At 71.4% G+C, this 25,740-nt stretch carries 18 protein-coding genes and 1 riboswitch; of the genes, 10 read left to right on the forward strand and 8 right to left on the reverse strand.

Going from position 1 to position 25,740, the window contains the following annotated elements; all coding sequences use genetic code 11:
* Window positions 1-106 precede the first annotated feature (106 nt).
* Window positions 107-253, forward strand: coding sequence for a hypothetical protein (locus AB0P25_RS01720; RefSeq protein WP_363805040.1), 147 nt, complete (start codon window positions 107-109; stop codon window positions 251-253).
* Window positions 254-403: 150 nt separating this feature from the next.
* Here AB0P25_RS01720 and AB0P25_RS01725 read toward each other — a convergent pair whose 3' ends face one another.
* Window positions 404-8,503: a DUF5979 domain-containing protein gene (locus AB0P25_RS01725; RefSeq protein WP_363805041.1), complete on the reverse strand. Its 8,100-nt coding sequence runs from the start codon at window positions 8,501-8,503 to the stop codon at window positions 404-406.
* A gap of 315 nt (window positions 8,504-8,818) precedes the next feature.
* On the opposite strand from AB0P25_RS01725, the gene AB0P25_RS01730 reads away from it, so the two are divergent.
* Window positions 8,819-9,037 (forward strand): hypothetical protein, encoded by a 219-nt coding sequence (locus AB0P25_RS01730; protein ID WP_363805042.1) that lies wholly within the window; start codon window positions 8,819-8,821, stop codon window positions 9,035-9,037.
* 3 nt (window positions 9,038-9,040) lie between these two features.
* On the opposite strand, the gene AB0P25_RS01735 is transcribed toward AB0P25_RS01730, so the two are convergent.
* Genes AB0P25_RS01735 through rsmI form a run of 5 tightly spaced genes read right to left on the reverse strand, consistent with a single transcriptional unit; the run spans window position 9,041 to window position 14,264 of the window.
* On the reverse strand, window positions 9,041-9,976 hold the full coding sequence (locus tag AB0P25_RS01735; protein WP_363805043.1) for a 4-(cytidine 5'-diphospho)-2-C-methyl-D-erythritol kinase: 936 nt from the start codon (window positions 9,974-9,976) through the stop codon (window positions 9,041-9,043).
* Between the two features lie 52 nt (window positions 9,977-10,028).
* Window positions 10,029-10,880 carry a 16S rRNA (adenine(1518)-N(6)/adenine(1519)-N(6))-dimethyltransferase RsmA gene (rsmA, locus tag AB0P25_RS01740; protein WP_363805044.1) on the reverse strand — a complete coding sequence of 284 codons (852 nt, stop codon included), beginning with the start codon at window positions 10,878-10,880 and terminating at the stop codon, window positions 10,029-10,031.
* On the reverse strand, window positions 10,877-11,806 hold the full coding sequence (locus AB0P25_RS01745) for a TatD family hydrolase (RefSeq protein ID WP_363805046.1): 930 nt from the start codon (window positions 11,804-11,806) through the stop codon (window positions 10,877-10,879). The genes rsmA and AB0P25_RS01745 overlap by 4 nt, the downstream gene beginning before the upstream one ends.
* Window positions 11,803-13,392: a methionine--tRNA ligase gene (gene metG / locus AB0P25_RS01750; RefSeq protein WP_363805047.1), complete on the reverse strand. Its 1,590-nt coding sequence runs from the start codon at window positions 13,390-13,392 to the stop codon at window positions 11,803-11,805. Before metG ends, AB0P25_RS01745 begins: the two co-directional genes overlap by 4 nt.
* A 41-nt stretch (window positions 13,393-13,433) precedes the next feature.
* Entirely contained in the window at window positions 13,434-14,264 is an 831-nt protein-coding gene (gene rsmI / locus AB0P25_RS01755; RefSeq protein WP_363805049.1) for a 16S rRNA (cytidine(1402)-2'-O)-methyltransferase, read from the reverse strand.
* A gap of 71 nt (window positions 14,265-14,335) precedes the next feature.
* On the opposite strand from rsmI, the gene AB0P25_RS01760 reads away from it, so the two are divergent.
* From AB0P25_RS01760 to AB0P25_RS01770, 3 genes are read left to right on the forward strand one after another with little or no spacing between them, the layout of a single operon-like run.
* On the forward strand, window positions 14,336-15,949 hold the full coding sequence (locus tag AB0P25_RS01760) for a phospholipid carrier-dependent glycosyltransferase (RefSeq protein ID WP_363805050.1): 1,614 nt from the start codon (window positions 14,336-14,338) through the stop codon (window positions 15,947-15,949).
* Between the two features lie 45 nt (window positions 15,950-15,994).
* The gene (locus tag AB0P25_RS01765) at window positions 15,995-17,587 is read left to right on the forward strand and encodes a S53 family peptidase (protein WP_363805052.1); all 1,593 of its coding nucleotides are present in this window, start codon (window positions 15,995-15,997) and stop codon (window positions 17,585-17,587) included.
* Between the two features lie 40 nt (window positions 17,588-17,627).
* On the forward strand, window positions 17,628-18,650 hold the full coding sequence (locus AB0P25_RS01770; RefSeq protein WP_363805053.1) for a putative sulfate exporter family transporter: 1,023 nt from the start codon (window positions 17,628-17,630) through the stop codon (window positions 18,648-18,650).
* A gap of 7 nt (window positions 18,651-18,657) precedes the next feature.
* On the opposite strand, the gene AB0P25_RS01775 is transcribed toward AB0P25_RS01770, so the two are convergent.
* On the reverse strand, window positions 18,658-18,972 hold the full coding sequence (locus tag AB0P25_RS01775; RefSeq protein ID WP_363805054.1) for a multidrug efflux SMR transporter: 315 nt from the start codon (window positions 18,970-18,972) through the stop codon (window positions 18,658-18,660).
* Between the two features lie 10 nt (window positions 18,973-18,982).
* Window positions 18,983-19,046: riboswitch (guanidine-III (ykkC-III) riboswitch) on the reverse strand.
* A gap of 77 nt (window positions 19,047-19,123) precedes the next feature.
* Between AB0P25_RS01775 and AB0P25_RS01780 the strand changes: the two genes are divergently transcribed.
* Entirely contained in the window at window positions 19,124-20,419 is a 1,296-nt protein-coding gene (locus AB0P25_RS01780) for an O-acetylhomoserine aminocarboxypropyltransferase/cysteine synthase family protein (protein WP_363805055.1), read from the forward strand.
* Window positions 20,416-20,988 carry a CoA-binding protein gene (locus tag AB0P25_RS01785; protein WP_363805057.1) on the forward strand — a complete coding sequence of 191 codons (573 nt, stop codon included), beginning with the start codon at window positions 20,416-20,418 and terminating at the stop codon, window positions 20,986-20,988. Before AB0P25_RS01780 ends, AB0P25_RS01785 begins: the two co-directional genes overlap by 4 nt.
* 5 nt (window positions 20,989-20,993) lie before the next feature.
* On the opposite strand, the gene AB0P25_RS01790 is transcribed toward AB0P25_RS01785, so the two are convergent.
* Window positions 20,994-21,575 (reverse strand): class I SAM-dependent methyltransferase, encoded by a 582-nt coding sequence (locus AB0P25_RS01790; protein ID WP_363805058.1) that lies wholly within the window; start codon window positions 21,573-21,575, stop codon window positions 20,994-20,996.
* Window positions 21,576-21,600: 25 nt separating this feature from the next.
* On the opposite strand from AB0P25_RS01790, the gene AB0P25_RS01795 reads away from it, so the two are divergent.
* Genes AB0P25_RS01795 through AB0P25_RS01805 form a run of 3 tightly spaced genes read left to right on the forward strand, consistent with a single transcriptional unit; the run spans window position 21,601 to window position 25,716 of the window.
* Window positions 21,601-24,927 carry a BTAD domain-containing putative transcriptional regulator gene (locus AB0P25_RS01795; RefSeq protein ID WP_363805059.1) on the forward strand — a complete coding sequence of 1,109 codons (3,327 nt, stop codon included), beginning with the start codon at window positions 21,601-21,603 and terminating at the stop codon, window positions 24,925-24,927.
* 44 nt (window positions 24,928-24,971) lie between these two features.
* The gene (locus AB0P25_RS01800; protein ID WP_064109530.1) at window positions 24,972-25,214 is read left to right on the forward strand and encodes a helix-turn-helix domain-containing protein; all 243 of its coding nucleotides are present in this window, start codon (window positions 24,972-24,974) and stop codon (window positions 25,212-25,214) included.
* Complete coding sequence (locus AB0P25_RS01805; protein WP_363805060.1) at window positions 25,207-25,716, forward strand: Clp protease N-terminal domain-containing protein; 510 nt, start codon at window positions 25,207-25,209, stop codon at window positions 25,714-25,716. Before AB0P25_RS01800 ends, AB0P25_RS01805 begins: the two co-directional genes overlap by 8 nt.
* The last annotated feature ends 24 nt before the right edge of the window (window positions 25,717-25,740 follow it).

Here is a 25,740-nt window from a genome sequence, read left to right on the forward strand (position 1 = left end):
TGGGGGCAGCGAGGAGGATGCGAATGATGGCATGTCCGACAGCGAACTCATCCACCCGCCTCACGCGCCGCGTCGGCGCGAACATGTCGGGATGATCCGATGGCAGATGACCAGGGACGGTGACTGGGCCGCCGAGACCGCGCGCGGCCAGTTCCTCCAGGGCGACAGCACGAAATGGCTGGTCCGGCTCTACTCCGGCATCGAGGTCGAGTACGACCTGACCGAGTGGGCCCCCTACGACCCGAAGTGCTGAGACGGCTCCACGCAACGACCGACGGTCGGCGCACAATGGAGCGCCCCCGTGCCCGACGCGGATGCGACGGACACGGGGGCCGGATGCCGGCGCCTGGTGCAGCGAGGTCACGGTGCCGGTATCCGCCTTAAGGGACGCGGCAGTGACGCATCAGCCGACTCGTCTTCGGCGAATTCCCAGGACCACGGTCCCCAACCCGGCCAGCAGGATCGCGGTGGCCGCTCCGCTCACCCACCAGAGGGTGGATCCGGTGGCCGCCAGCAGCGCGACCCGGCTGGTGTAGATGGTCGCCGTCGACGATTCGCAGCCGGTCTGTCGCGGGTCGTCCATGTCGGCGAAGCACAGCGTCGCCGTGTTGACGATCGACGCCGCGGCCGTGCTCGGCCGGAGCGTCACACCGAGCGTGATGGCGGGGGTGTTCGGCGCGGCTTGCGAGATCGGTCCGAACAGGCTGCAGTTCAGCGTTCCACCGAAGCCATCCCGTTCCCCGCTCACCGCACAGTCCTGCCAGCGCGGGAACGCGGTCTGATCGGTGGTGATGGTGTCCACCCGGATATCGGCCGGGATCGGGTCGCTGATCGTCACCGGGTTCGCGGCACCGAGACCCAGGTCGTGCGCCTGCAGGGTGTACGTGAACGTCCCTCCCGGCGGCACGACCTGCGCGCTGGCGGTCTTGGTGAACCCGACCGCCGTGGTGCGTGCGACGGCACAGGCAGTCGTCGCCGGCGGATAGGTGACCGTGTAGACGGCGGTCGGATTGACGCTGATCGTCACCGTGGACGGGTACCGCCAGGCGTCGGAGGCGACCGTCGCGGGGTCGTAGACGAGCCCGGCGAACACGCTCGACGCCGGGAACCTCAGCGTGCCATCGGAGTCGTAGTCCCCCGCCTCGATCGGGCGCCAACCGGGGAACCCGATGCCCACCCCCTCGCCGTCCACGGCGCCGCCCGGCCAGAGGATCGAGCCCGTGTCGCCGTCGTGCAGTGTCCGGGTCAGGCCGGCCGGGTCCGGCGGAAGGTCCGTCGACGGGACGCCGTTGTCGCCCGGGTGGCTCGGTATCCACTTCACGGTGACGGGTTCGTCGCTGATGCCGGACGTGGTCCGGATGGCGTAGTGCAGGGAGGGGATGTCCGCCTGGCATTGGACGTAGATGTTCGCTTCCACAGCGTTCTGCTGGACGGAGGACGTCGAGCAGTCGTTGTCGGGGACCGTGTCACCGGCCAGCGCGACACACGCGGTGTTGTCGATCGTGTCCGGCGGGGTGATCGGCGCGGGGCCGGGCTGTCCGGGATCGACCGGGTTCACCGGGACGCCCACGCTGCCATCCACGACGGGCTTCACCAGCACGTGCACCCGGATCGCGGCCGACTCGGCGAACGCCATGGACGGGATGCCGATCGTCACCGTGTTCGTCACCGGGTCGTAGGTCGGCGTCCAGCCCGCCGGGATCTGGTCGAACCCGTTCGTGCCCTGCGCGCTGTCCACCGTGATCTGTGGCGGCAGCGGATCGGTCACCGTGGCGGCGGCGACGGCCTCATCGCTGTTGTTGGTGACGGTCAGCGTGTAGGCGTAGGTGCTGGAGCTTCCCGGGTCGTCGTCCACCGGCCCCTGCGTCGACGAGGTCTTCACGAGGCCGAGGTCGATGAACGGCACCCGGTTGGTGGTCGTGCAGTCCGCCGGGTTCTCCTCGGACGGTGCGAGGCAGTGTCCGGTGTCCGGCACCAGAACGTTCGTCAGGGCATAGCCACCCCGATCCTTCGTGACCGTCGCGACGAACGAGACGTCGGCGGACCCTCCCGCCGGAACAGCCGGCAGGGTCCACGTGAGGGTGTGCTCCCCGTCGAACGTCAGGCCGGCCCCGAGCGAGCCGACGACGGCATGTCCGATCACGCCGGTGAGATCATCCGTCTCGGTCTGACCTGCGGGGAGGTCGATCGCGGTCGGGTTGTGGGCGTGCAGCGTGTAGGTCACCTGGCCGCCCGGCAGGACCTCGGTGGCGTCGTCCGGGTCGGGCTGTGCCGTCACCTCGGAGGTCTTCCAGAGCTCTAGGTCCGGGGTGTCGGACTCGGTGACACAGTCGTTGTCGCCGACGCAGCTCACGTTCTGCGGAGGTGTCAGCGCATTGCGGATGCTCACCCCCCACGCGTTCGGGTCGACCCGGAACTGGTAGGTCAGGGCGAACGACGCGAGCGTCGGGTTCACGAGGGTCCAGTTCAGCCGACCGCCGGTCACTGCTGCGGTGCCATCGGAGGCGAACAGGCTGCCCGGCACGAACGTCGCATGGTCTATGACTCCGGACAGGTCGTCCACGTTCAGCAGGCTGAGCAGCTTCGGGTAGACGCCGCCGGTGTGCGCGAGAGTGAGCGTGTAGGTGATCACGTCGCCCGGCATCACGGACAGGCCGCGGTCACTCGTCTTGCTCAGCGTCCAGGACGCCGGGATGGCACTGTTGGTGAACGTGCACGTCACGTCGTCGCCCTCGGAGAGGTGGAGCGTCGGGTCATCGACGGACGTGGTGAGCGCGGTCACGGTGTCGCCGTTCCGCGCGACGCACGCCAGCGCGCTCCATACGTATCCTGCCGGGGCGCCGGAGCCGTCCTCGCTGAGCGTGTAGTCCCCGACCGCCACGCCGATATCCGTGATCGCGGGGTTCGGATCGCCCGGATCGTCCGAGCCGGCGCCGCTCACGTGCGTGGGTCCGGCCGCCGAGACGATCCAGTCACTCGGGACGCCGGAACCGTTCGTCGCGCCGTTGTCGACCGTCTTGACCAGGGTCAGGTGGGGCAGCTCGGCGGTGTTCGAGATGGTGCAGGTCACGTCGGCGCCCAGCGGGATCGTGACGACTCCGCCCACGACGTTCGCGCCCTCGCAGGACCAGTCCCCCGGCTCGAATCCGCTCGGCCCGGACTCGGTCAGGTCGTAGCTCCCGGCCCACACCGGCACCGCGTCGACGCCGTCCGCGAGATTCGGGTCACCGCGGCCGCTCACCGCCTGGAGGCCGGCGAATTCGGGAGTCGCCGTCAGTGTCCAGTCGTGCGGTGTCTTCGCGGTGCCGGAGTGGTCGGGGTCCTCGACGTCCTTGACGAGGGTGAGGTGCGCCGGCTGGGGGGTGTTCGTGAACGTGCAGGTCACATCCTGACCGGGTCGCAGGTCGAAGACACCGTCGATGATTCCGACCGGCGCTCCCGCCGCGTCGGCACAGGTCAGCTGCGTCAACGCGTAGCCAGGAATGGCCGGACCCTCGGAGAGCGCATACGCCCCGGTCGGGACGGTCACCTCCGTGATCGCGCTGTTCGGGCGCCCCGCCGTGTAGCTGCCGGTGACGGTGTGCCCGGAGACGCCGGTCGCCGTCAGGGCCCAGGAACCGCTGGGCTCTGTGCCGCCGAAGCCGGCGGCGACGGCCTTGGCCAGGGTGATCGTCCCAGTCGGGACGTCGGCGCAGCCGGACGATTCGGCGGGCACTGTGCCGGTGCTCAGGGTCGCGGTGTTGAAGAGGCCCGTGCCGCGGCCGTCGCAGTGCGCCTGGCCGACATCGAGGCCGTTCACGCGGACCGTGTACCTCACCGAGTAGGTGTCGACGGTCCCGGCGGCCAGCTGCGACGCCGTCGCCAGGTGTGTGCCGTCGAACGGGATCGGGTCGCCGTTCTTCGTCGCGGAGCTGTCGACGATCTCGACCCCGGCCGCGAAGGCCGGAGCATCGGTCAGGTCGTAGAACTGCGGCTTCGAGGAGGCGTTGCCGACGGTGATCGTGTAGGAGACCGCATAGTGACCGGATGCCGCATCCAGGACCGGCACACCGTCTGGGACCTTGGTCATCGTCAGCGATCCGGGAGCATCGCAGGCGGAGCTGGTGCCCGTGCGATCGGCGGAGAGCACGGTCGCCGTATTGAGGAAGCCTCCGGCGCCCTGACGGTCGGGGCATGCGGTGGTGCGGTCGTCCCAGGCCGCGGCTGTCACGGTGGCGTTCACGGTCACCGTGTAGCGGTCGGTCTCACCGGCGGAGAGGGGATGCCCGGTGGCGAGGACGGCACTGGCACCGGCGAAGTCGCCGGCGGTGGGTCCCGTCCACCGTGCGCTGTTCACCGTGATCCCGCCGCCGTAGTGCAGCGTGTCGGACAGCGTGTAGGTGGTCGCTGCCACGGCGCTCCGGTTGGCCACGTCGACGGTGTAGATGATCGTCCAGGTGCCGTCCGCGTTCTGGGTCGCGGGATCGGCGAGGGCCTTGCCGATGGTCACGCCCTGGTCGCGGTGGGTGTTCGTGATGGTGCAGACGACCGCCTGCCCCGCCGCCAGTCCGCGCAGGGTCGCGTCGCCGGGATCGCCCTGCGTCACGGAGACGGTGCCCCCGTGACTGTCGACACAGCTCCAGTCGCCGGGCGAGAACTCCGCCGCAGCGTCGAAATCGGGCGAAGGCGCTTCCGACAGCGCGTAGGCGGCGCCGGTCGTCACAGCGACGGGCTCCGTTCCACCGCCTGCAGAGTTGGTGACGGTCGGCGAGCCGTCGTCGCCGGTGCCGGTGAGGATCCACTCGCTCGCAGGGACGATCCCGCCGGTGACGACCTTCTCGAGCTGCAGCGTCGGCGCGATCTCGGTGACCGGGTTGGTCACCGTCACCGCGACGGTCCCGTCCGCAGCGATGATCGGCGGGTGGGGCTGGATGGTCGCCGCACCCCAGGTGGCGCCCGTCACCGGCGCCGGTGCGTCTTCGGCGAACGTCACGACCGCGCCTTCCGGCAGGCCCGAGACGACCTGGGGGATGCCGTTCAGCAGGCCGAGCGTGCCCGAACCCGGCTGCCCGGCGATGCCGCCGGTGTACTGGTAGTGGACGGTGTACACGGTCGCGGGCGGGATCAGGTACGCGCCCGATCCGGTGACGTGCTTGACGATCGAGAACGCGCCGGTGTTCAGCGTGTACGTATTCGTCACCAGTATGTGAATCGTGGCGTCCTTCCCCGTGATCGTCACGGGGCTGTCGGGGCTGAACGACACGTCGCTCAGCGTCGCGCCCGGCACCGGTGCCGACGGCTGCTCCCCGAGGACCACGGAGGCACCCACCGGCACCGCCGGCCCGTCGACGACCACGCCGTCGTTCTTCACGACGAGGAAGCCGCTGCCGGCCGGGAAGCTCCCGTCGGCCGCCGCATCCCACTGATAGTGGACGGTGAACTGTGCATCGGCTGCCACCAGCGATGCGGCCGAGCCGATGACGACCTTCCGGAGGTCGAAGCTGCCCGTGTCGTGCGTGATCGGGTTGGTCAGCGTCACCGCGACAGTCGTCCCATTGCCGATCATGACGTCATTCACCGAGAAGGACGGCGTGCCCCAGGTGCCGTTCGGGATGCTCGGGAGGTCGGTCTCGGTCAGATGGACCACCGCGCCCTCCGGGATGGGAGACGATGTCACCGCGGCGCTGCCCGATGCCGCGGTGACATCTCCCTGCCCGGCGGCATATCCCGAGCCGGCCGGGTAGGTGTAGTGGACGGTGAACGGCGTGCCCACCGGCACGAGCGCGGTGTCGCCCGTGATCGCCTTGGTCACCGAGAACCGCCCGGTGTTCAGGGTGGCCGTGTTGGTCACCGTCACGGTGACGGTGCTGCCCTTCGCTCCCGCGGTGATCGGGCTGCTCGGGGAGAAGACCCCGACCGGCCCCCAGGTCACCCCGGGGACCGCGCCGGGAGCCGCCTCCCCGAGCGTGACCACTGCTCCGACGGGGACGGCGACAGGGGCGCTCGCCCCGCCTCCCGTGGTCACGGTCACGCTGCCGTTCGCGGCCGGATACACGCCGGGCTTGGCCGGGTACGACCAGGTGACCGTGAAGGGCGCCGAGTTCGGGATGGCGCCCGCGCCGGTGCCGATCACCGACTTCTGCACGGTGAAGGACGCCATGTCCAGCGTGATCGGATTCTCCAGGCTCACCGCGACGTTCGTGCCGTTGCCGATCGTCACCGACGAGGAGGGGGTGAACGCCGGGCTCCCCCAGGTCGCTCCGGTCACCACCGGTCGCGTCGGCTCGGTGAGCGTGACGACGGCGCCCGTCGGGATGCTCGGGCTCATCGCGGTGCTGCCGTCCGTGACGGTCAGGTCGCCGCTTCCGGCCGCATAACCGGATCCCGCCGGGTACGCGTAGTGGACCGTGAAGCTCGCGCCGGCCGCTGCCTGCGCCCCGTCCCCGGTGACGTACTTGGTCACGCTGACGGTGCCATAGGTCTGCACGATCCGGTTGACGAAGGTGCAGGAGATCGGCACGTTGGCAGACCCCGTGAACGACAGCGTCGTCCCCGAACCGCCGACGGTGACGGTCTGCCCGTTCACCAGGCAGGTCGATTTCGCGCGGTCGAGCGTGTAGCCGGGTTTCGGCGCCTCGGTGAGCGCGACGGTCGGGCTCGTTCCGGGCGCGACGCTGATGCTCGCGCTGGTGAACCCGGTGTTGCCGTTCTGCGTCGTGGTGTCGGAGAAGGAGCCGAGCGTCCCCGACGAGGTCGTCCCGGTGTAGGACCATCCGTTGGCGGCCGGCGAGTTGTCGAGGACGTTGCCCGCCGTGTCCTCGATGCGCTTCTGGATCGTCACGACGTTGCTGCACGCTCCCGTGGCGAGACTCGTCAGCGTCGCACCGAAGCCGGTCTCCGATTCGGGGAAGTAGTCGCTCCCGGCGGTCGGCCCGGAGACCGCGCGCAGGTTCTCGGTACCGCCGTCGACGCCCACGCCGATCGCGACCAGCCGCTCGCCCAGCGCCCCCTTGATCCGGTTGGCCGAGAAGATGCCCTGCTCGACGTAGGCGAGACGCGCGTTGCTGCCGTCCGCGCTGCCGTCGCCGTAGGTCGTCGGGTTGCCGTCCGTCAGCAGGATGACCAGGTCGAAGCCGCTTCCCACCTGCCCGAGCCCGCGATCCCAGTTGGTGTAGCTGGCAGGAGCCGGGAGATTCCCGATGAAGTCGTGCAGCGGCTGAGCGCTGGCGGCGGTCGCGGTCGATGTCACGCCGAGGCTCGTTCCGGCCGTCGCGGCGAACGTGTAGATCGCGAGCGACGACGGTGTCCCGGTGAGCGCGGTGACGACGTCGTTCGCCGCGGACTTCAAGGTCGTCTGCTTCGCGCCGCCCATCGACCCGGACTGGTCGAGCACGAGGGCGATCCTCAGGCCGCACATCTGCTGGACGCCCGGGTTCAGCAGGGACTGCGCGAACAGCCCGCTGAACCGGTTGCCGTTCGCGTCGGTGTACACGCTGTTCGCGTCCGTTCCCGGGACCGTCGTGGTCGAGTTGGCGGCCAGAGTGCCCGTCCGGAAGTCGTAGGACGTCGGTGCGCCGGCACTCGAGCTGCCGACGTCCAGCGTCGGGTTCAGGAAGTACCCGGGCGCCGCGCCCTGCGCCGAGATGTCGTAAGCCGATCCCGCCGGGACGGTCAGGGAGCACTGGCCCGCCGCGATGGTGCAGGAGACGGCGGCGCCGCCCGCGGTCGGCACGGCCTGGTACACGGCGCCGTTCGGGAGGGAGCCGACCGTGGTGGCGCCGGTGCGCTGACCGCCGGCGCGGACGACGATCGTCGCCATCGGCGGGGGTGTGTAGGTGTTCGTGATGGTGCACGCCGCGGTGTCACCGCTGTGCAGCTGCAGACCGCTGAGGGCGCCCGAGGCGAACGTCCCGTTCGCCGTGGCGCCTGTGCAGACGATGCCGGTCAGGGTGTAGTTCGCCGGTCCCCCGCTCTCGGTGATCGCGTAGCTGCGGAGGGCGGACGCGCCGTTTCCGGTGGTGGCCGTGGCCGTGACCGTCTGCGGCACGCCGCTCTGGAACGTGGAGGAGCTGGCCGGGCTCGTGTCGTTGCCGTTGCTGCGCTTACCGGTCAGGAGGTAGGTCCATGAACTCGGAGTGGCGGTTCCGCCCCCGGTGTTCACGACCGTCTTCGTGATCGTGAGCACCGGATCTCCGGCCGCGAGTGTCTGAACCGCATCGGTCTGCGGGGAGAAGGGCTCCGCTGCGGGCTGGTGTGCAGGGGGCGCCGCGGGAGCGGAGACGGTCGGAGCGGAGGGGGTCGGAGCGGTGGGGGTCGGAGCGGAGACGGTCGGAGCGGCTGAGTCCGGAACGTTCGGGACCGGGTCCGGCGCCGCTGCCGTCGGCGCCGGACCCGGCGTGACGCCGGCACTACCCGATGTGGCCGGCGCACCCCCCGCAGCTGCGGTGGTCGTCGCGGTGTCGTCCGCGGAGGCAGGAAGGGCGGCGCCGCCGAACACGACGCCGACCGCCAGGATCGGGGCCATGACTCCGGCCAGCAGACCCTGCCGCGATGGCCACCGGCCGTGCTCCCGCGCGTCGCGTCGAGCCGCTCTCCGGGCGTTCCGGGCTGTTTTCGAGCGCGCTGAAGCGCCCTGATGGGTAAGCATCACTGCACCGCCGATTCGGGTCGGACGTCCCCGGTCGGGTCGGGTGACCGGGGTGCATCTCTCGTGTTCAGGTCACGATTGGCCCAAACGATAGAAGCGGTGCAGAGGGCCTGACAGACAACCAAACGTTATTGCAAAAGAATCCGCCGGATGACTTTCGGATGGGTCCGTGACCGTTTACGTTCGCAGACCATGAACGACAGCGACACCTTCCACGCGATCCTCAGACACGATGGGGTGGAGAAATCCGCGGACCTGCCCCTCCCGGCCGACAGAGCCGCACCGCCCCGGATCCGCGTCCACGCGGTGGACAGCTCCGGCGCCCGCGTCATCGACGTGTTCATCCTCAAGGACGCGGAGAAGTGGCCGACGACGGCCTCGTACACCTACCTGGCCAGCATCCCCGACTGACCCTCAGTCCCCGACGATGCGCGCGCCGTGCACCGGTCCGGTGGCCCGCACGGCCTTGACCCGGGACGCGCTCAGCGCGATCTGCAGATCGAGCGCCGAATCGAGGTCCGCGGCCAGGAACGCCACCGTCGGCCCGGAGCCCGACACGATCCCGGCGAGCGCGCCGTTCATCTCCCCCAGCTCGATGACGTCGGCGATCTCCGGGGCGAGATGGATGGCGGGCGCCTGCAGGTCGTTCGTCAGCGCCTCCGCGAGCATGGCCGGGTCGCCGGCGCGCAGGGCGTGCAGCACGGCCGAGTCGACGCTCGGCGTCAGCTGTGCCGGCGCGATGTCGCGGGCGTGACGCTCGCGGTGCCGGTCGAGCTCGCTGTACACCCGCGGGGTGCTGAGCTCGCCGTCCGGGAGCGCGAGCACCCAGTGGAACTGGCCGGTCGCGAGGGCCGGGCTGAGCTGGTCGCCGCGGCCAGTGCCGATCGCCGTGCCGCCCACGAGGGCGAACGGCACGTCCGCGCCCAGGCGCGCGGCCAGCGCGTGCAACTCGTCGCGGCCGACGTCGGTGCCCCAGAGGGCGTCGCACGCGACGAGGGTCGCCGCGGCGTCGGCCGAGCCGCCGCCCATGCCGCCCGCGATCGGCACGTGCTTGTCGATCTCGAGGCGCACGCCGCCGGTGTACCCGGTGCGCCGGGCCAGCAGGCGCGCGGCCTTCAGCGCGAGGTTGGAGTCGTCGAGCGGCAGGCTGCTGGTGTCGATGGATCCGCCGAAGCTGAGGGAGAACTCGTCGTCCGGGTAGGCGCGGACATCCTCATAGAGCGAGACGGCCTGGTAGGCGGTCGCGACGTCGTGGTAGCCGTCCTCCATGACGGCGCCGACGCGCATGAAGACGTTGATCTTGCCGGGAGCGCGAACGTGCACGCTGTCAACGTCCCACCCGTCCACCATGCATCCAACCTACACACCCGGCGGACTCGTCGCTGTGCAGCTGCTGAGAGCTTTACGCGACCGAAACGGATGCGAGCCGGGCGAAGTCCGCGAGCGCCAGCTGCTCGCCGCGCAGGCTCGGTTCGAGGCCCGCCGCTTCGAGCGCGGTCGCCGCGGACGTCGGGTCGCCGAACACCGGGGCGAGTGCCTGCCGCAGCGTCTTGCGGCGCTGCTGGAAGGCGGCATCGACCAGCGCGAACGTTCGCAGGCGCAGGGCCTCGTCGCCGGGCTGCTGGTCGTGCCGCTCGAAGCCGACGAGCACCGAGTCGACGTTCGGGACCGGCCAGAAGATCTGACGGCTGACCGAACCCGCTGTGCGCCAGCTGCCGTACCACGCGGCCTTCACGCTGGGCGCGCCGTAGACCTTCGAGCCGGGCTGTGCCGCGATGCGGTGGCCGACCTCGGCCTGCACCATGACGACGCCCGAGCGGAGGCTGGGGAAGCGCTCCAGGAAGTGCAGCAGCACCGGGACGGAGACGTTGTACGGGAGGTTGGCGACCAGGCGCACCGGGTCTGCGGGGAGCTCGGTGATGGCGAGCGCGTCCTTGTGGACGACGGTCAGGCGCTCGGCGGCGTCCGGGGCGAGCTGGGCGACGGTGACCGGGAGCTGCGCAGCCAGGCGTCCGTCGATCTCGACGGCGATCACGTCGGCGCCGGCCTCGAGCAGGCCGAGCGTCAGCGAGCCGAGGCCCGGGCCGATCTCGACCACGCGATCGCCGGGTCGCACCTCGGCGACGCGGACGATGCGGCGGACCGTGTTCGCGTCGATCACGAAGTTCTGGCCGAGCTTCTTGGTCGGGGTGACGTCGAGCAGTTCGGCGAGGTCGCGGATCTCGGCGGGGCCCAGCAGGCGCAGCTCGCTCACGCGATGATCCCGATCGGCGTGGTGGGCGGCGGTCCCACCGGCTCGCTGTCCCAGCGGCGGTAGACGAGCTCCGTGTTGGAGGTGATCTGCGCCGCGAGAGTGGAGGCGTCCGTGCCGATCACCTCGGCCATCGCGCGGAGGGTGTGCGGGATGAGGTACGGCGCGTTCGGGCGACCGCGGTAGGGCGTCGGGGTCAGGAAGGGGGCGTCGGTCTCGACCATGATCAGGTGGCGCGGAGCGGAGGCCAGCGCCTCGCGCAGGTTCGGCGCGTTCTTGAACGTCACATTGCCGGCAAAGGACATGTACCAGCCGTTGTCGGCGCAGATGCGGGCGAGCTCCACATCGCCGGAGAAGCAGTGGAACACGGTCCGCTCGGGCGCCCCGACGCGCTTGAGGGTGGCGACGACGTCGGCGTGCGCATCGCGGTCGTGGATCTGGAGGGCGATGTCGTTCTGCTTCGCGATCTCGATGTGCGCCTCGAACGAGCGGAACTGCGCCTCACGGCGCGAGCCCTCCTCCGTGCGGAAGAAGTCGAGGCCCGTCTCGCCGACGGCGCGCACGCGCGGACGGCCGGCGAGCTCGGCGATCACCGCGAGGGCGTCATCCAGCTCGCCGCGCTCGGCGTAGTCGGGGGCATCGTTGGGGTGCAGGGCGACGGCCGCGAGCATCCGCGGCTCGATCGCGGCGGTCTCGGCCGACCAGCGCGAGGTCTCCACGTCGTTGCCGACCTGGACGACCCCGCGCACGCCGACGCTGGAGGCGCGGTCGAGGTGTTCGCGGTAGTCGAGCGGTTCGTCGCCGTCGCTCATCTCGAGATGCGTGTGGTTGTCGTACACCGGGACGGTGAGCGCTTCGGGCAGCGGCGGGTACGCCAGGTCCCGACCGTCGGTGACGTGCCGCTGGCGGACGAACGAGGGGTCCGTCATACCGTGGCGACCGCCTCCGCGTCGATCCGCGGGAACAGCGCCGCGAGCCCATTGACCTCCGTGCCGGCGGGCAGCTGACCCCAGTCGCCGGAGGTGCGCAGCGGCTGGGCGGTGAGCGCACCCAGCTCGCCCTCGACGCCCAGCGCCTCCCACAGCTTGGCGGTGGCGCCCGGGATGACCGGCGACAGCAGCACGGCGAGCGCACGCAGCCCCTCGGCGGCGGTGTACAGCACCGTGCCCAGACGCTCGCGCTGCGCGTCGTCCTTCGCCAGCGTCCACGGCTCCTGCTCGGTGATGTAGCCGTTGAGCTCGTCGACGATGCGCCAGATGGCGGTCAGCGCGTCGTGGATCGCCAGCCGTGAGATCGCCGCGTCTGCGTCGGCCGCCGCGGTGCGCACGACCTCCTGTACGTGCAGGTCGACCTCCTGATACTGACCCGCCGGCGGCACGATGCCCTCGAAGTACCGCGTGACCATGGCGACGACCCGCGAGGCGAGGTTTCCGAAGCCGTTCGCGAGCTCGGCCTGGTAGCGCGCGGCGAGGTCTTCCCAGCTGAACGAGCCGTCCTGCCCGAAGTTGATGGCGCGCATGAAGTAGTACCGGAAGGCGTCCGACCCGAAGGTGTCGGTGATCTGCGTCGGCGCGATGCCGGTCAGCTTGGACTTGGACATCTTCTCGCCGCCGACGAGCAGCCAGCCGTGACCGAAGACCCGCTTCGGCACCTCGAGGCCCGCGGCCATCAGCATGGCCGGCCAGATGACGGCGTGGAAGCGCAGGATGTCTTTGCCGACCAGGTGGTTCGCCGGCCAGCGGCGCGCGAACTCCTCGTCGTCCTGCCCGTAGCCGACGGCGGTGATGTAGTTGAGCAGCGCGTCGAACCACACGTAGACGACGTGCGACTCATCCCACGGCACCTTGATGCCCCAGTCGAAGCTCGAGCGCGAGATCGACAGGTCGGACAGCCCCTGGCGCACGAAGCTGACGACCTCGTTGCGCGCCGACTCCGGCTGCACGAAGTCGGGCCGCTCCTCGTAGAGCGACAGCAGGCGGTCGGCGAACTGGCTCATGCGGAAGAAGTAGTTCTTCTCCTGCAGCAGCTCCAGCGGCTTGGAGTGGATCGCGCAGACCTTCTGGCCCTCGTACTCCCCCGTGCCGTCGACGATCTCGCTCTGCGGCTTGAACTCCTCGCAGCCCACGCAGTACAGCGCCTCGTACTCTCCGGCGTAGATGTAGCCGTCGTCGTAGAGCTTCTGCAGGAACTTCTGGACGTTGACCTCGTGACGCTCGTCGGTGGTGCGGATGAAGTCGTCGTTCGAGATGTCGACGGTGTCCAGCAGCGGAAGCCACTCCTCGCCCACCAGCTTGTCGGCCCATTCCTTGGGAGTGGTGCCGTTGGCGGTGGCGGTGCGCAGGATCTTCTGGCCGTGCTCGTCCGTGCCGGTCAGCAGCCAGGTGTCGTCGCCGGCCTGGCGGTGCCAGCGGGCCAGGACGTCGGCCGCGACCTCTGTGTAGGCATGCCCGATGTGCGGGACATCATTCACGTAGAAGATCGGCGTGGTGATGTAGAAGGAAGAGCCATCGGACATGGTGACTATCCTACGGGCGCGGGCGCGCGGGAATTCGTGTGTTACTCCGCCTGTGGAGAACGCTTCGCCAGCGCCGCCTGATAGAGGTCGCGCTTGCCGAGCCCGGTCGCCTCCGCGACCTCGGCCGCCGCGTCCTTGAGCCGTGTCCCGGCCGCCACCAGCGCCAGCACCTGCTCCACCGCCGCGCCCGGATCGACCGCCCGCGCGGGCGCGCCGGCCACGACGATCACGATCTCGCCGCGGACGCCGTCCGCCGCCCATTCCGCGAGCTCGGCAGCCGTTCCGCGGCGGACCTCCTCGTACAGTTTCGTCAGCTCCCGGCAGACCACCGCCCGCCTGTCGTCGCCGAAAACCGCGGCGATGTCGGCGAGGGATGCCGCGAGCCGGTTGGGCGACTCGAAGAACACCATCGTGCGCGGCTCGGCGGCGAGCGCGCGCAGCGCCGAGGTCCGCTCCCCCTGCTTGCGCGGGAGGAAGCCCTCGAAGGTGAACCGGTCGGTCGGCAGCCCCGACACGGCGAGCGCCGTGAGCACGGCAGACGGTCCGGGCAGCGCCGTGACGCCGACGCCAGCCGCGGCCGCCGCCTCGACCAGGTGGAAGCCGGGGTCGCTCACCGTCGGCGTCCCGGCGTCGGACAGCAGCACCACATCCTGATCGCGCGCCAGCTCGACCAGCTCGCCGGCGCGGTCGCGCTCGTTGTGGTCGTGCAGCGCGATCAGGCGCGGCCGGTTCTCGATGCCGAGCCCGGCCAGCAGCCGCTGGGCGACGCGGGTGTCCTCCGCCGCGACGACCGTCGCGCCGTCGAGCACTTCCACCAAGCGGCGGGAGGCGTCGCCCAGGTTGCCGATGGGCGTGGCGGCGAGGATGATCATCCCCCCAGTCTGACAGCCGGAGGAGCGCCGACCGAAAGGCGACTCCGAGCCGTCGCCTCTAGCATGGCGTGGTGACCTCCGCACCCCCGACCGACGCCGTCGCCGCGCACCGCGCCGCCGAACCCGTCGGCAGCCGCCTCGACGACTGGTGGGCACGGGTCCTCCGCACCCCGGCCCGGATGCGGCTCTGGTACTGGGGCGCGCCCATCGGTGTGACCCTGCTCGCCGCGATCCTGCGGATGTGGAACCTCGGCCAACCGCATGCGCTGGTGTTCGACGAGACCTTCTATGTGAAGGACTCGTGGTCGCTCTGGAACCTCGGCTACGAGGGCAGCTGGCCCGACAAGGCCGACGCGCGATTCGCCGCGGGCGAGACGCAGATCTTCTCGTCCGACCCGTCGTTCGTCGCGCATCCCCCGCTCGGCAAGTGGCTGATCGGGCTCGGGATGGCCGCCACGGGCGCAGGCAACTCGTTCGGCTGGCGGATCTCGACGGCGGTGGTCGGCACCATCGCGGTGCTTCTCGTCTTCCTCATCGCCCGGGCACTGTTCCGCTCGACGATGATCGCGACCATCGCGGGATTCCTGTTCGCGATCGACGGCCACGCCATCGTGATGAGCCGGGTCGCGCTCCTCGACGGCTTCGTGATGTTCTTCGCACTGCTGGCGTTCGGCTGCATCCTGCTCGATCGACGGTGGGCCGCGGACCGGCTCGCCGCACGGGTGGCGGCCGAGCGCTCCGTGGGCCGTGACCCGGCCTGGGGTCCGGTGCTGTGGTGGCGGCCGTGGCTGATCGCCGCGGGCATCCTGTGCGGACTGTGCGCGGGGGTCAAGTGGACCGGCTTCTACTTCCTCGCGTTCTTCGCGGTCTACACGGTGGTGGTGGATGCGGTGGCCCGCCGCCGCGAGAGGCTGCCGTTCTACATCAGCGGCTCCCTGCTCAAGCAGGCGCCGGCGACCTTCGTGCTGATGGTCCCGATCGCCTTCGTCACGTATGTCGCGTGCTGGGCCGGCTGGATCCTCACCAGCGACGGCTACTACCGGAACTGGGCGGAATCCGTCCACATGCAGTGGACGGGCGGCCTCTCCTGGGTGCCGCTGTGGGTCCAGAACCTCTGGCATTACCAGACGGAGATGTACAACTACAGCATCAACCTGCACACGCCGCACCCGTACCAGTCCAACCCGCTGACGTGGACGCTGATGCTGCGGCCGACGAGCATGTACTACGTCGGCTCGACGCAGGGGCAGAACGGCTGCGCATCGACCTCGTGCTCGGCGGCGATCACCTCGCTCGGCAATCCGCTGATCTGGTGGGCGGCGACGGCGGCCATCCTCTTCCTGGTGTACTGGCTGATCCGGACGCGCGACTGGCGCATCGGCCTCATCCTGACCGGTCTCGCGGCCGGGTACCTGCCGTGGTGGCTGTACATGGGCCGCACGATCTTCACCTTCTACTCGATCGCCTTCGAGCCCTACCTGATCCTCGCGCTGACGGCGGTGATCGCGCTGGTGCTCGGGTCGCGCACGGACCCGGAGCGGCGGCGCACGCGCGGCATCCTCTGGACCGGGGTGTTCCTCGCCGCCTGCACCGTGGTGACCGCGTTCTTCTACCCGATCTGGACCGGGCAGCAGGTGCCGTTCTGGTTCTGGCAGATCCACATGTGGCTGCCCAGCTGGGTCTGAGCTGACCTCTGGGCTGTGTCGGGGGCGGGTGGTAGACCGAGTGGTATGACGGATGCCGAACAGCCCCTCGACCTGGTCCCCCTCCCCGGGAGCGAGCGCCCCGAGCGCTCGGGCTTCCGCGCCCACGGCGGGCTCGCGCCGGGCTCCCGGATCGAGGCGACGCTCGTGCTGCGCCGCCGCGCCGAGCTGCCCGCGACGGCCTTCGCGCAGCCCATCGGCCGCGAGGAGTTCGCCGAGCGCTACGGCGCCTCGCCCGACGACGTGGAGCTGGTCCGCGGCACGCTCGAAGGCCTCGGCCTCACCGTGGAGGACGTGGATGCCGCAGCCCGTCGCGTCCGCGTGTCCGGCCCGGTGGAGACGGTCGCCCGCGTCTTCGGGACCGACCTCGCCGAGTCGACACCGGAGGACGCCGGCGACGATGCTCCCACCTACCGGCAGCGGTCCGGCGGCCTGAGCATCCCGGCTGCGCTCTCGGGCGTCGTCACCGCCGTTCTGGGGCTGGACGACCGGCCGCAGGCGCGAGCCCAGTTCCGGTACGTCCCGGCGGCGGCCGTGAACATCAGCTATACGCCGCCGCAGCTGGGCACCGTGTACGCGTTCCCGGAGGACACCGACGGCTCCGGGCAGACCATCGCCATCATCGAGCTCGGAGGCGGGTACGTGCAGTCCGACCTCGACACCTACTTCGCCGGGCTCGGCATTCCGACCCCCTCGGTCACGGCGGTCGGGGTGGACGGCGGCACGAACGCCCCGGACGGCAACCCCAACGGCGCCGACGGCGAGGTCATGCTCGACATCGAGGTGGCGGGCGCGCTGGCGCCGGGCGCCTCGATCGTCGTCTACTTCGCGCCGAACACCGACGCCGGGTTCCTGGATGCGGTGACCACCGCCGCGCACGCCGACCCGACCCCTGCCGCGATCAGCATCAGCTGGGGCCAGTCCGAGGATCAGTGGACCGCCCAGGCGCGCACGGCCTTCGACGAGGCGCTGCAGGACGCGGCGGCGCTCGGTGTGACGACCACCGCGGCTGCCGGCGACGACGGCAGCAGCGACCGGGTCGGCGACGGTCGGCCGCACGTCGACTTCCCCGCGTCCTCGCCGCACGCGCTCGCCTGCGGCGGCACGCGGCTCGAGGCCGACACCTCGACGGGTGCCGTCCGCTCCGAGACGGTGTGGAACAACGGCACCGGAGGCGGCGCGACCGGAGGCGGCGTCAGCGCCGTCTTCCCGCTCCCGTCCTGGCAGAAGGGCGTCGGCGTGCCGTCCGGCGCGGACGGCACGGACGCGGGCGGCGCGGCGAACGGCCCCGGCGGGCGCGGCGTGCCCGACGTCTCCGCAGTGGCCGACCCGCAGACGGGCTACCGCATCCGGGTCGACGGCCAGGACACCGTGATCGGCGGCACGAGCGCCGTGGCCCCGCTGTGGGCTGCGCTCGTCGCACGTCTGGCGCAGTCGACGGGCAAGCCGCTCGGACTCGCGCAGCCGGCGCTGTACGACTCGGTCGCCGCCGGCCAGGTGGCGGACGGCTTCCGCGACATCACGCACGGTGACAACGGCTCCTACGCGGCCACCACCGGCTGGGACGCGTGCACAGGCCTCGGCGTTCCGGACGGCACCAAGCTGCTGTCGTCCCTCTAAGGAGCGCTGCTCGCCTCCGAGCGACGACAGAATGGGACGAGTGAGCGCCTTCTCCCCGTCCGTCCGCCGCCCGGTCCCCTGGCTTCCCGGGGTGCTGGTGTGCGCGCTCGCGGCCGCCGCGGCGTGGGCCGTTCACTGGCTGGCGCCGGCCGTCCCGCTGCTGACGGCCGCGGTCGTGCTCGGGATCGTCGTCGGGCAGCTCCCCGGTGCGCGCCCGGCGCTGACCGGCACGCTGGCGCCCGGGCTGTCGCTCAGTGCGAAGCGCCTGATGCGGATCGGCGTGGTGCTGCTCGGTCTCAAGCTGAGTCTCGGTGACATCGCCGGCCTCGGGTGGGCGGCCATCCTGTCCACCGTCGCCGTCGTCGTGCTCAGCTTCGTGGGGACGTTCGGCATCGGGAGGCTGCTGCGGCTCCCCGGCCATCAGCCGCTCCTGATCGCCACCGGCTTCTCGATCTGCGGCGCGTCCGCCATCGGCGCGATGAGCGGCGTCGTCAAGCCGAAGGACGAGGAGGCGGCAACCCCCGTCGCCCTCGTGACGCTGTGCGGAACGCTCGCGATCTTCGTGCTGCCCCTGCTGTGGCATCCGCTCGGTCTCGACGCCGTGCAGTTCGGCCACTGGGTGGGGGCCGGCGTGCACGACGTCGGCCAGGTGGTCGCGACGGCGCAGCTCGCGGGCGCGGCGGCCTTGTCGGTCGCCGTCGTCGTCAAGCTCACCCGCGTGCTCATGCTCGCGCCGATGGTCGCGATCGCCTCGGTGGTGGAGCGCCGGCGCCACGTGGAGGGCGATGCGGCCGTGAAGCGTCCCCCGATCGTGCCCCTGTTCGTGGCCGGGTTCCTGCTGGCGGTGCTGCTGCGCACGTTCGTGCCGCTCCCCGCGGCGGTGACCGACGGCGCGGACACCCTCCAGACCGTGCTGCTCGCGATGGCGCTGTTCGGACTCGGCACCGCGGTGCGCCTCCGGTCGCTGGTCGGCACCGGCTGGCGCGCGCTGGTGGCGGGCCTCGCCTCCTGGGCGCTCATCGCCGCCCTGGCGCTCGGCGCCGTCTGGCTGACCGCGCGCTGAGGCGGACTCACTCCACCAGCTTGAGCCCGATCACGCACCCCACCAGGCCGACGATCAGGAGCGCCTTCACCAGTGAGAACCCGTCGCCGCCGAACAGCATCGCGTAGAGCACGGTGAGCGCGGCGCCGATTCCCACCCAGACGGCGTACGCGGTGCCCGTCGAGATCTCGCGCATGGCGAAGGCAAGGCCGCCCATGGACGCGACGAGCGCGCCGGCGAAGAGGACGGTCGGCCAGAGCCGGGTGAACCCCTCCGACTTTCCGAGGGCGGTGGCCCACACGGCTTCGAGGACACCCGAGAGGACGAGGACGATCCAGGACATGATCCGGCTCCCTGGCCAGTCTTGTCGCTCACCGGGTACTGATCCGTCGTCCGGGGCCCGACACCGGGCCTGACCAGCAGGATACCCGAGTCCGTGGCGCCGTGTGACGCGACCCGGGCCCCACGTCGGCAGCCTCGGGTAGCGTTGCCGCATGGCTGATCGCGAATACGGCTTCCGCACGCGGGCGATCCACGCGGGCAACATCCCCGACCCGGTGACGGGCGCCCGCGCGCTCCCGATCTACCAGACCAGCGCGTTCGTCTTCGACGACACCGCGGACGCGGCCGCGCGGTTCGCCCTGCAGAAGTACGGCAACATCTACTCGCGGCTGGCGAACCCGACCGTCGCCTCGTTCGAGGAGCGCATCGCCAGCCTCGAGGGCGGACTCGGCGCGGTGGCGACCGCCTCCGGGCTCTCGGCGCAGTACATCACTTTCGCGTCGCTCGTGGGGGCCGGCGACCACATCGTCGCGTCGGCCAACCTCTACGGCGGGTCGATCACCCAGCTGGATGTGACGCTGCGGCGCTTCGGCGTCGACACGACGTTCGTGCAGAGCTCCGACCCGGCCGACTACGCCGCGGCGATCACGGACCGCACCAAGATCCTGTTCGCCGAGACCATCGCGAACCCGTCGGGAGAGATCGCCGACATCGCGGGGCTGGCGGAGGTCGCGCACGCGGCGGGCATCCCGCTCGCGATCGACTCCACCATCGCGACCCCATACCTCAACCGGCCCATCGAGTGGGGCGCCGACATCGTCATCCACTCGGCCACGAAGTTCCTCGGCGGTCATGGCACGACCCTCGGCGGTGTGGTGGTCGAGAGCGGCCGGTTCGACTGGCACTCCGAGAAGTTCCCGCTGTTCGGGCAGCCGGTGCCGTCGTACGGCGGGCTGCAGTGGTCGGGCAACTTCGGCGAGTACGCCTTCCTCACCCGGCTGCGGGCCGAGCAGCTGCGCGACATCGGGCCGGTGCTCGCGCCCCATTCCGCGTTCCTGCTGGCGCAGGGCGTCGAGACCCTGCCGTACCGCATCCAGGCGCACGTCGACAACGCCCGCAGGGTCGCCGAATGGCTGGACGCCGACCCGCGCATCGAGAAGGTCTACTGGGCCGGGCTGCCGGAGCATCCGCACCACGAGCGCGCGCAGAAGTACCTGCCCCTCGGGCCGGGCAGCGTGTTCAGCTTCGAAGTGAAGGGCGGCCGCGCCGTCGGGCAGAAGCTGATCGAGTCGGTGAACCTCGCCAGCCACCTGGCGAACATCGGCGACGCGAAGACGCTGGTGATCCATCCCGCGTCCACCACGCATGCGCAGCTCACCGAGCAGCAGCTGCTCGACGCGGGCGTCCTGCCGGGCGTGGTGCGGATCAGCGTCGGCATCGAGGATGTGGATGACATCATCTACGATCTCGACCAGGCGCTCAGCTTCGCCGTCGAGGAGGCAGCATGACCGACACCGCGACCACCGAGGTCCAGCTCGCGAACGGCCTGAGCTGCGCCCTTCCGGCGGATTCCCCCCTCGCCAAGCTGCTGAAGTCGCAGCGCACGTGGGTCGGCCCCGACGCGAAGGAGCGGCTGCGCCTCCTGCGCGGGGCGAAGTCGGTCGCGATCGTCGGCGCCTCGCCGAACCCGGCGCGCTCGTCCTACTTCGTCGGCACCTACCTGCAGCAGTCGAGCGACTATCGCGTGTACTTCGTGAACCCGAATGCCGACACGATCCTCGGGCAGCCCGCCTACCCCGACCTCGCGTCCCTGCCCGAGGTGCCGGACATCGTGGATGTGTTCCGCAAGGCGAGCGACATCCCCGCGGTGATCGACGAGGTCGTCGCGGTCGGCGCTCCCACCGTGTGGGTGCAGCTCGGGATCTGGAACCAGGACGCCGCCGAGTACGGCGAGTCGAAGGGCCTGAACGTCGTCATGGACCGCTGCATCAAGATCGAGCACGCGCGGTTCCACGGCGGCCTGCACCTGCTCGGCTTCGACACCGGGCAGATCACGGCGCGCAAGACCATCCGGTAGCGGGGTCAGGCACGCGCCACGATGTGGAAGACGTGCCAGTGCTTCGGGCCCTCGAACGACATCCCGCGGCGGTCGTCCTCGACCAGCTGCAGGACGTCCATCCCGGCGAGCATTCCTTCGACCTGCGCGCGGTCGTGGAAGCTCATGTGCGCCCGCCCCGCCCATTCGTCGTGCGGCCCGAACAGCTCGCCGGCGAACAGACCGCCCGGACGCAGCGCCTCCCGCACATCCGCCCACAGGTACGGGAAGTGGCTCTCGTCGCAGAACGGCAGCGCGAACCCCGCGTAGACGAGGTCGGCCGCCGGCAGCTCGCCCAGCTGCTCGAACGGCGCCCTGCGCACCGTGACGCGCGCGGACGCCTCCGGCGACATCCCGGCCCGCACCCGCTCCTCCACCCCCGGGTCGGAGTCGACGGCCAGCACCCGCCAGCCATGCTCCGCGAGGTGCCGGGTCTCGACCCCGTCGCCGCAGCCGAGGTCGATGGCCTCGCCCGGCTCGCCGTCCCACGCGGCGAGCGCGCTCTGGAACGTAGGGCGCACGCCGCGTCCGCCCTGCTCCTCGTAGAACTGCGACCAGTCGAACGCCATGGGGCCGAGCCTACACACGCTCCGGATGCCCGCACTGGCTAAGATCGGGCGGGTGCAGACCGCGCCTCCGCCTCCCCGTGTCGCCGTGCTCGGCCCGGTGCTCGTGGAGGACCGGACCGGTGCCCTGACCGAGCCTGCCGGCGCGCTGGGCAAGAGCCTGATCGTCGCGCTGGTGCTGGCGCGCGGTGCCGCGAGCGTCCCCTCGCTGATCGAGGATCTGTGGGACGACGCGCCGCCCCGGCAGGAGCGCGCGGCGCTGCAGACGCTCGTGTCGCGGGTGCGGACGACGAGTGCCGACGGCCTCCTGGAGTCGACGCCGAGCGGGTACGCGCTCGCCGTCCCGCCGGAGCAGACCGACCTCGGCCGGGCACGCCAGGCGCTCGCCCGGGCGACGGCCGCGCTGGAGGCGGGCGACGCCGCATCCGCCGAGGGTCAGGCGACCGCCGCGCTGGCGCTCTGGCGCGGTGAGCCCGGCGCCGAGCTCGGCGGCTCGCCCCTCGGCGACGAGCTGTGCCGCACGGCGGCGTCGCTGCGGGACGACCTGCTCCTCATCCGGGCCCGCGCGCGGCGCGCGACCGGGGATCACGCCGGCGCGCTCGCCGACCTGCTGCCGCTGATCGAGCAGCGCCCGCTCGACGAGGCCCTGCGGCTGGAACAGCTGCGCACCCTCGCCGCCGCGGGCCGCCGCAGCGAGGCCCTGCTCGGCTTCGCCGACCTGAAGGAGGCGCTGCTCGACCGCCTGGGGACGCGTCCCGGCCCCGAGCTGGTCGCCCTCAACGCCGACCTCCTCGCCGCCGATGAGGAGGAGCGACCCGTCGCGCCCCGCCGCATCCGCATCGGCCTCCGCACGGCGCCCAACGCCCTGGTCGGCCGCGAGTACGACCTGGAGGCCGTCGAGGATCTGGTGGCGACCTCCCGGCTCACGACCATTCTCGGCGCCGGGGGGCTGGGCAAGACCCGGCTGGCGCAGGAGGTCGGCAACCGCGCGGTGCACACTCCGGCGGTGATCGTGGTGGAGCTGGCGAGTGTCCGGTCGGGCGAGGATGTCGAGCTCGCGTTCGCGTCGACCCTCGGAATCCGGGAGGCCCGCGCGACCCGGCCGGCCGATCCCGGCGCCGCGCTCGACCTGCGCTCGCGCATCCTGGGCCTGCTCAGCGAGCGCGAGACCCTGCTGATCGTCGACAACTGCGAGCACATCGTGGATGCAGCGGCCGCGTACGTGCAGGACATCCTCGACTCCACGACCACCGTCCGGGTGCTGGCGACGAGCCGCGCGCCGCTCGCGATCGGGGCCGAGCGGGTCTATCCGCTCGACTCGCTGAAGAGCACCGACGGACACGGCGACGGCGACGCCGACTACGGTCCGGCCGTCGCGCTGTTCGTGGAGCGCGCCCATGCCGCGCGCCCCGGCGCGGTCCTGCCCCTTGATGTCGTCGCCCGGCTCTGCGACCGCTTGGACGGCCTCCCCCTCGCCATCGAGCTGGCCGCGGCCCGCACCCGCTCGCTGTCCGTGGACGAGATCGAGCGCCGCCTCGGCAACCGCTTCGCGCTGCTGACCGGCGGCGAACGCACCGCGCCCGAGCGCCACCGCACGCTGCTCGCCGTGATCGAGTGGAGCTGGAACCTCCTCACAAGCTCGGAGCAGGCGCTGCTGCGGCGGCTGTCGCGGTTCCCGGACGGCTTCAGCACGCAGGCGGCCGAGGCGGTTGCGGGCCCGGGTGCGCCGACCGTGCTCGACGATCTCGACGCCCTGGTCGCGCAGTCGCTGGTGACCGTGACCGAGGACCGCGCCACGGGCATCCTGCGCTACCGGATGCTGGAGACGGTGCGGGAGTTCGGCGACCGGGAGCTGGAGGCGGCCGGCGAGGAAGAGGCGGTCGTCGCCGGGATGGACGCGTGGGCGATCGCCTTCTGCGCCGACGCGATGAGCACGATGGCCGGCCGGGAGCAGGTGCGCACGTTCCAGCGCGTCACCGCCGAGCAGGACAACCTCGTCGCCGTGCTGCGGTCCGCCCTCGACGGCGAGCGTCGCGAGACCGTGGCCTTCGTCTTCGCCACGCTGGCGTACTACTGGTCGCTGCGGAGCGCGCACTCGGAAGTGCTCGGGTTCGGCACGGCCGCGCTGGCGGTGCTGAGCGACGGGGACGCACCGGACGAGATCCGCGACGCGCTGGCGGCATGCTTCACCCTGATCGGCGGCACGTTCCTGTTCGTCGACCTGCGTACCTCCGCGCGCGCCATCTCGCGGCTGCGCCGGCTGCGGCGCGAGCGCCCGTTCGGCGACGGACGGCTGGACGCGATGGCCGCGCTGCTCCTCGCCGCGGGCAAGGTGGAGGCCGGCATGGCGCTGTTGACCGAGTACGCGGAGTCCGATGACCCGGCGAGCGCGGCGATGGGCAACCTCCTGCTTGCGCAGTTGCGCGAGAACGCGGGCGAGCTGGACGCCGCGCTCGCAGCGGCCCAGCGGGCGTGGGATGCGGCGCAGCTCGTCGGCGACGCCTGGTCTCTCGCCTCGGCGGCGCAGTCGATCGCCCAGTCGCACAGCGAGCTCGCGCATCCCGCGGAGGCGCTGGAGTGGGGCCAGCGCGCGTACGACCAGATGGAGCTGCTGCGCGCCGACGGCGACCTGCGGCAGCTGGACTGGCTGATCGCCATCAACGCCATCGCCATCGGCGACACCGAGCGCGGGCGCAGGCTGCTGGAGCGGTACCTGGCCGCGGAGGTGGACCGGACCGGCTTCGACTACTCCGACTACTACGCGATCGGCTTCGCCGGGATGGCCGAGATCGCGCGCGCCGAGGGCGACTCCGCCGAGGCGGTCCGGCTGTACGGAGAAGCGCTGAGCGCAGCCTCGGACACGCCGGACACCCGGGCCAGCGCGCTCAGCCCCTGGCTGATCATGCTCGGAGCGGCGGGGCTCATCACCCGGCTGCGCGTGCAGACGGAGGAGCCCGGCGTGACCGACCCGGCGGAGACGGATGCGGCGGCGGCCGCACTGCGCACGCGCATCCTGGTCACGGCGCGACTCAACCCGCCGTCGCTCGACCAGCCGGTGATGGGCTCCGGCTTCGTCGGCCTTTCGGCGTGGATGCTCGACCCGGCCATCGCGGACCGGCGCACCGGCGCGGACCGCGAGCGCTGGCTCGAGACCGGCTTCGCGCTCTTCGCCCTGGGCGAGCGGGCCAACTCGCGACAGGATGTGGCCAGCCTTCACCGCGACGAACTGGAGTCGCGCTTCGTGGTCAACCACGGCGAGGCGCACCTCGCCGCGGCACGCGCCGGAGTCGGTGACGCCTCCCCCGCCGAAGCCGTTCGTCGTGGACTGGAGCTGCTGTCCGCGCTGCGTCTTTAGCAACTTCTGTTGACAAACGCGATTAAGCAACTATTGTTGCTTACATGAACCCCACCACGCCGTTCCCCGACCCCGTCGGCGGCGTCGCCGACGGCCTCGCCGCCGTCGTCGCCCTCCGCGAACTCGCCGACCGCCTCGAGGACGCCGAGGTCGAACGCGCCCTGCGCGAGGGCTGGACCTGGACGCAGATCGCCGACGCGCTCGGCGTGACCCGGCAGGCCGTCCACAAGAAGCACCTCCGCCGTGTGGCCGCCGCCGGCGTCGAACTGAGGAGACGCAATGTCTGACATCCCCGCTGGCAGCAGCCAGAACCTCCCGGGCCAGCCGCTGTCGCGCGCGCTGCGACCCGTCATCATCCGGTCGGTCGTCGAGGCGCAGCAGCGCAATGCGTCGGCCGTCGAGGCCGAGCACCTGCTGCTCGCCCTGTCCCGCGACGGCAGCCCCGCCGTCCGCACCGCCCTCGCCGACGCCGGGCTGAGCCCCGACGGCGTCGAGGCGGCCCTCACCGCCGAGCGCACCGCGAGCCTCGCGGTCGCCGGAGTCACCGCGCCGGCGCCGGACCGCCTCGCCGCCGCTCCGCGGGTCTCCCGCCCGCGCTGGGGGGCCTCCGCCCGGGAGGCGCTGGTCCGCGCCCACCGCGTCTCCTCCGCCCACCACCGCCAGAGGATGGCGGAGCTCGACCTGCTCGCCGCCCTCCTCGGACTCGAGCTCGGCACCGTTCCGCGCGCGCTCACGCTCGCCGGCATCGACCGCCAGGGCCTCCTCGACTCCGCCCGCCGCGCCGCCTGAGTCCTCCCCTCACACGCCCTTACA

Origin of the sequence: Leifsonia sp. NPDC077715, from assembly GCF_040686855.1 — a bacterium.
Lineage (GTDB): Bacteria > Actinomycetota > Actinomycetes > Actinomycetales > Microbacteriaceae > Leifsonia.

Excerpts from the sequence above, each read along its gene's own strand:
- AB0P25_RS01735 (WP_363805043.1), bottom strand. The coding sequence starts at position 9,976 with ATGGTGGACGGGTGGGACGTTGACAGCGTGCACGTTCGCGCTCCCGGC.
- AB0P25_RS01805 (WP_363805060.1), top strand. The coding sequence starts at position 25,207 with ATGTCTGACATCCCCGCTGGCAGCAGCCAGAACCTCCCGGGCCAGCCG.
- AB0P25_RS01730 (WP_363805042.1), top strand. The coding sequence starts at position 8,819 with ATGAACGACAGCGACACCTTCCACGCGATCCTCAGACACGATGGGGTG.
- AB0P25_RS01720 (WP_363805040.1), top strand. The coding sequence starts at position 107 with ATGACCAGGGACGGTGACTGGGCCGCCGAGACCGCGCGCGGCCAGTTC.
- AB0P25_RS01745 (WP_363805046.1), bottom strand. The coding sequence starts at position 11,806 with ATGACGGACCCCTCGTTCGTCCGCCAGCGGCACGTCACCGACGGTCGG.
- AB0P25_RS01780 (WP_363805055.1), top strand. The coding sequence starts at position 19,124 with ATGGCTGATCGCGAATACGGCTTCCGCACGCGGGCGATCCACGCGGGC.
- AB0P25_RS01725 (WP_363805041.1), bottom strand. The coding sequence starts at position 8,503 with ATGGCCCCGATCCTGGCGGTCGGCGTCGTGTTCGGCGGCGCCGCCCTT.
- AB0P25_RS01785 (WP_363805057.1), top strand. The coding sequence starts at position 20,416 with ATGACCGACACCGCGACCACCGAGGTCCAGCTCGCGAACGGCCTGAGC.
- AB0P25_RS01775 (WP_363805054.1), bottom strand. The coding sequence starts at position 18,972 with ATGTCCTGGATCGTCCTCGTCCTCTCGGGTGTCCTCGAAGCCGTGTGG.
- AB0P25_RS01765 (WP_363805052.1), top strand. The coding sequence starts at position 15,995 with ATGACGGATGCCGAACAGCCCCTCGACCTGGTCCCCCTCCCCGGGAGC.
- metG (WP_363805047.1), bottom strand. The coding sequence starts at position 13,392 with ATGTCCGATGGCTCTTCCTTCTACATCACCACGCCGATCTTCTACGTG.
- AB0P25_RS01800 (WP_064109530.1), top strand. The coding sequence starts at position 24,972 with ATGAACCCCACCACGCCGTTCCCCGACCCCGTCGGCGGCGTCGCCGAC.
- AB0P25_RS01790 (WP_363805058.1), bottom strand. The coding sequence starts at position 21,575 with ATGGCGTTCGACTGGTCGCAGTTCTACGAGGAGCAGGGCGGACGCGGC.
- AB0P25_RS01795 (WP_363805059.1), top strand. The coding sequence starts at position 21,601 with ATGCCCGCACTGGCTAAGATCGGGCGGGTGCAGACCGCGCCTCCGCCT.
- rsmI (WP_363805049.1), bottom strand. The coding sequence starts at position 14,264 with ATGATCATCCTCGCCGCCACGCCCATCGGCAACCTGGGCGACGCCTCC.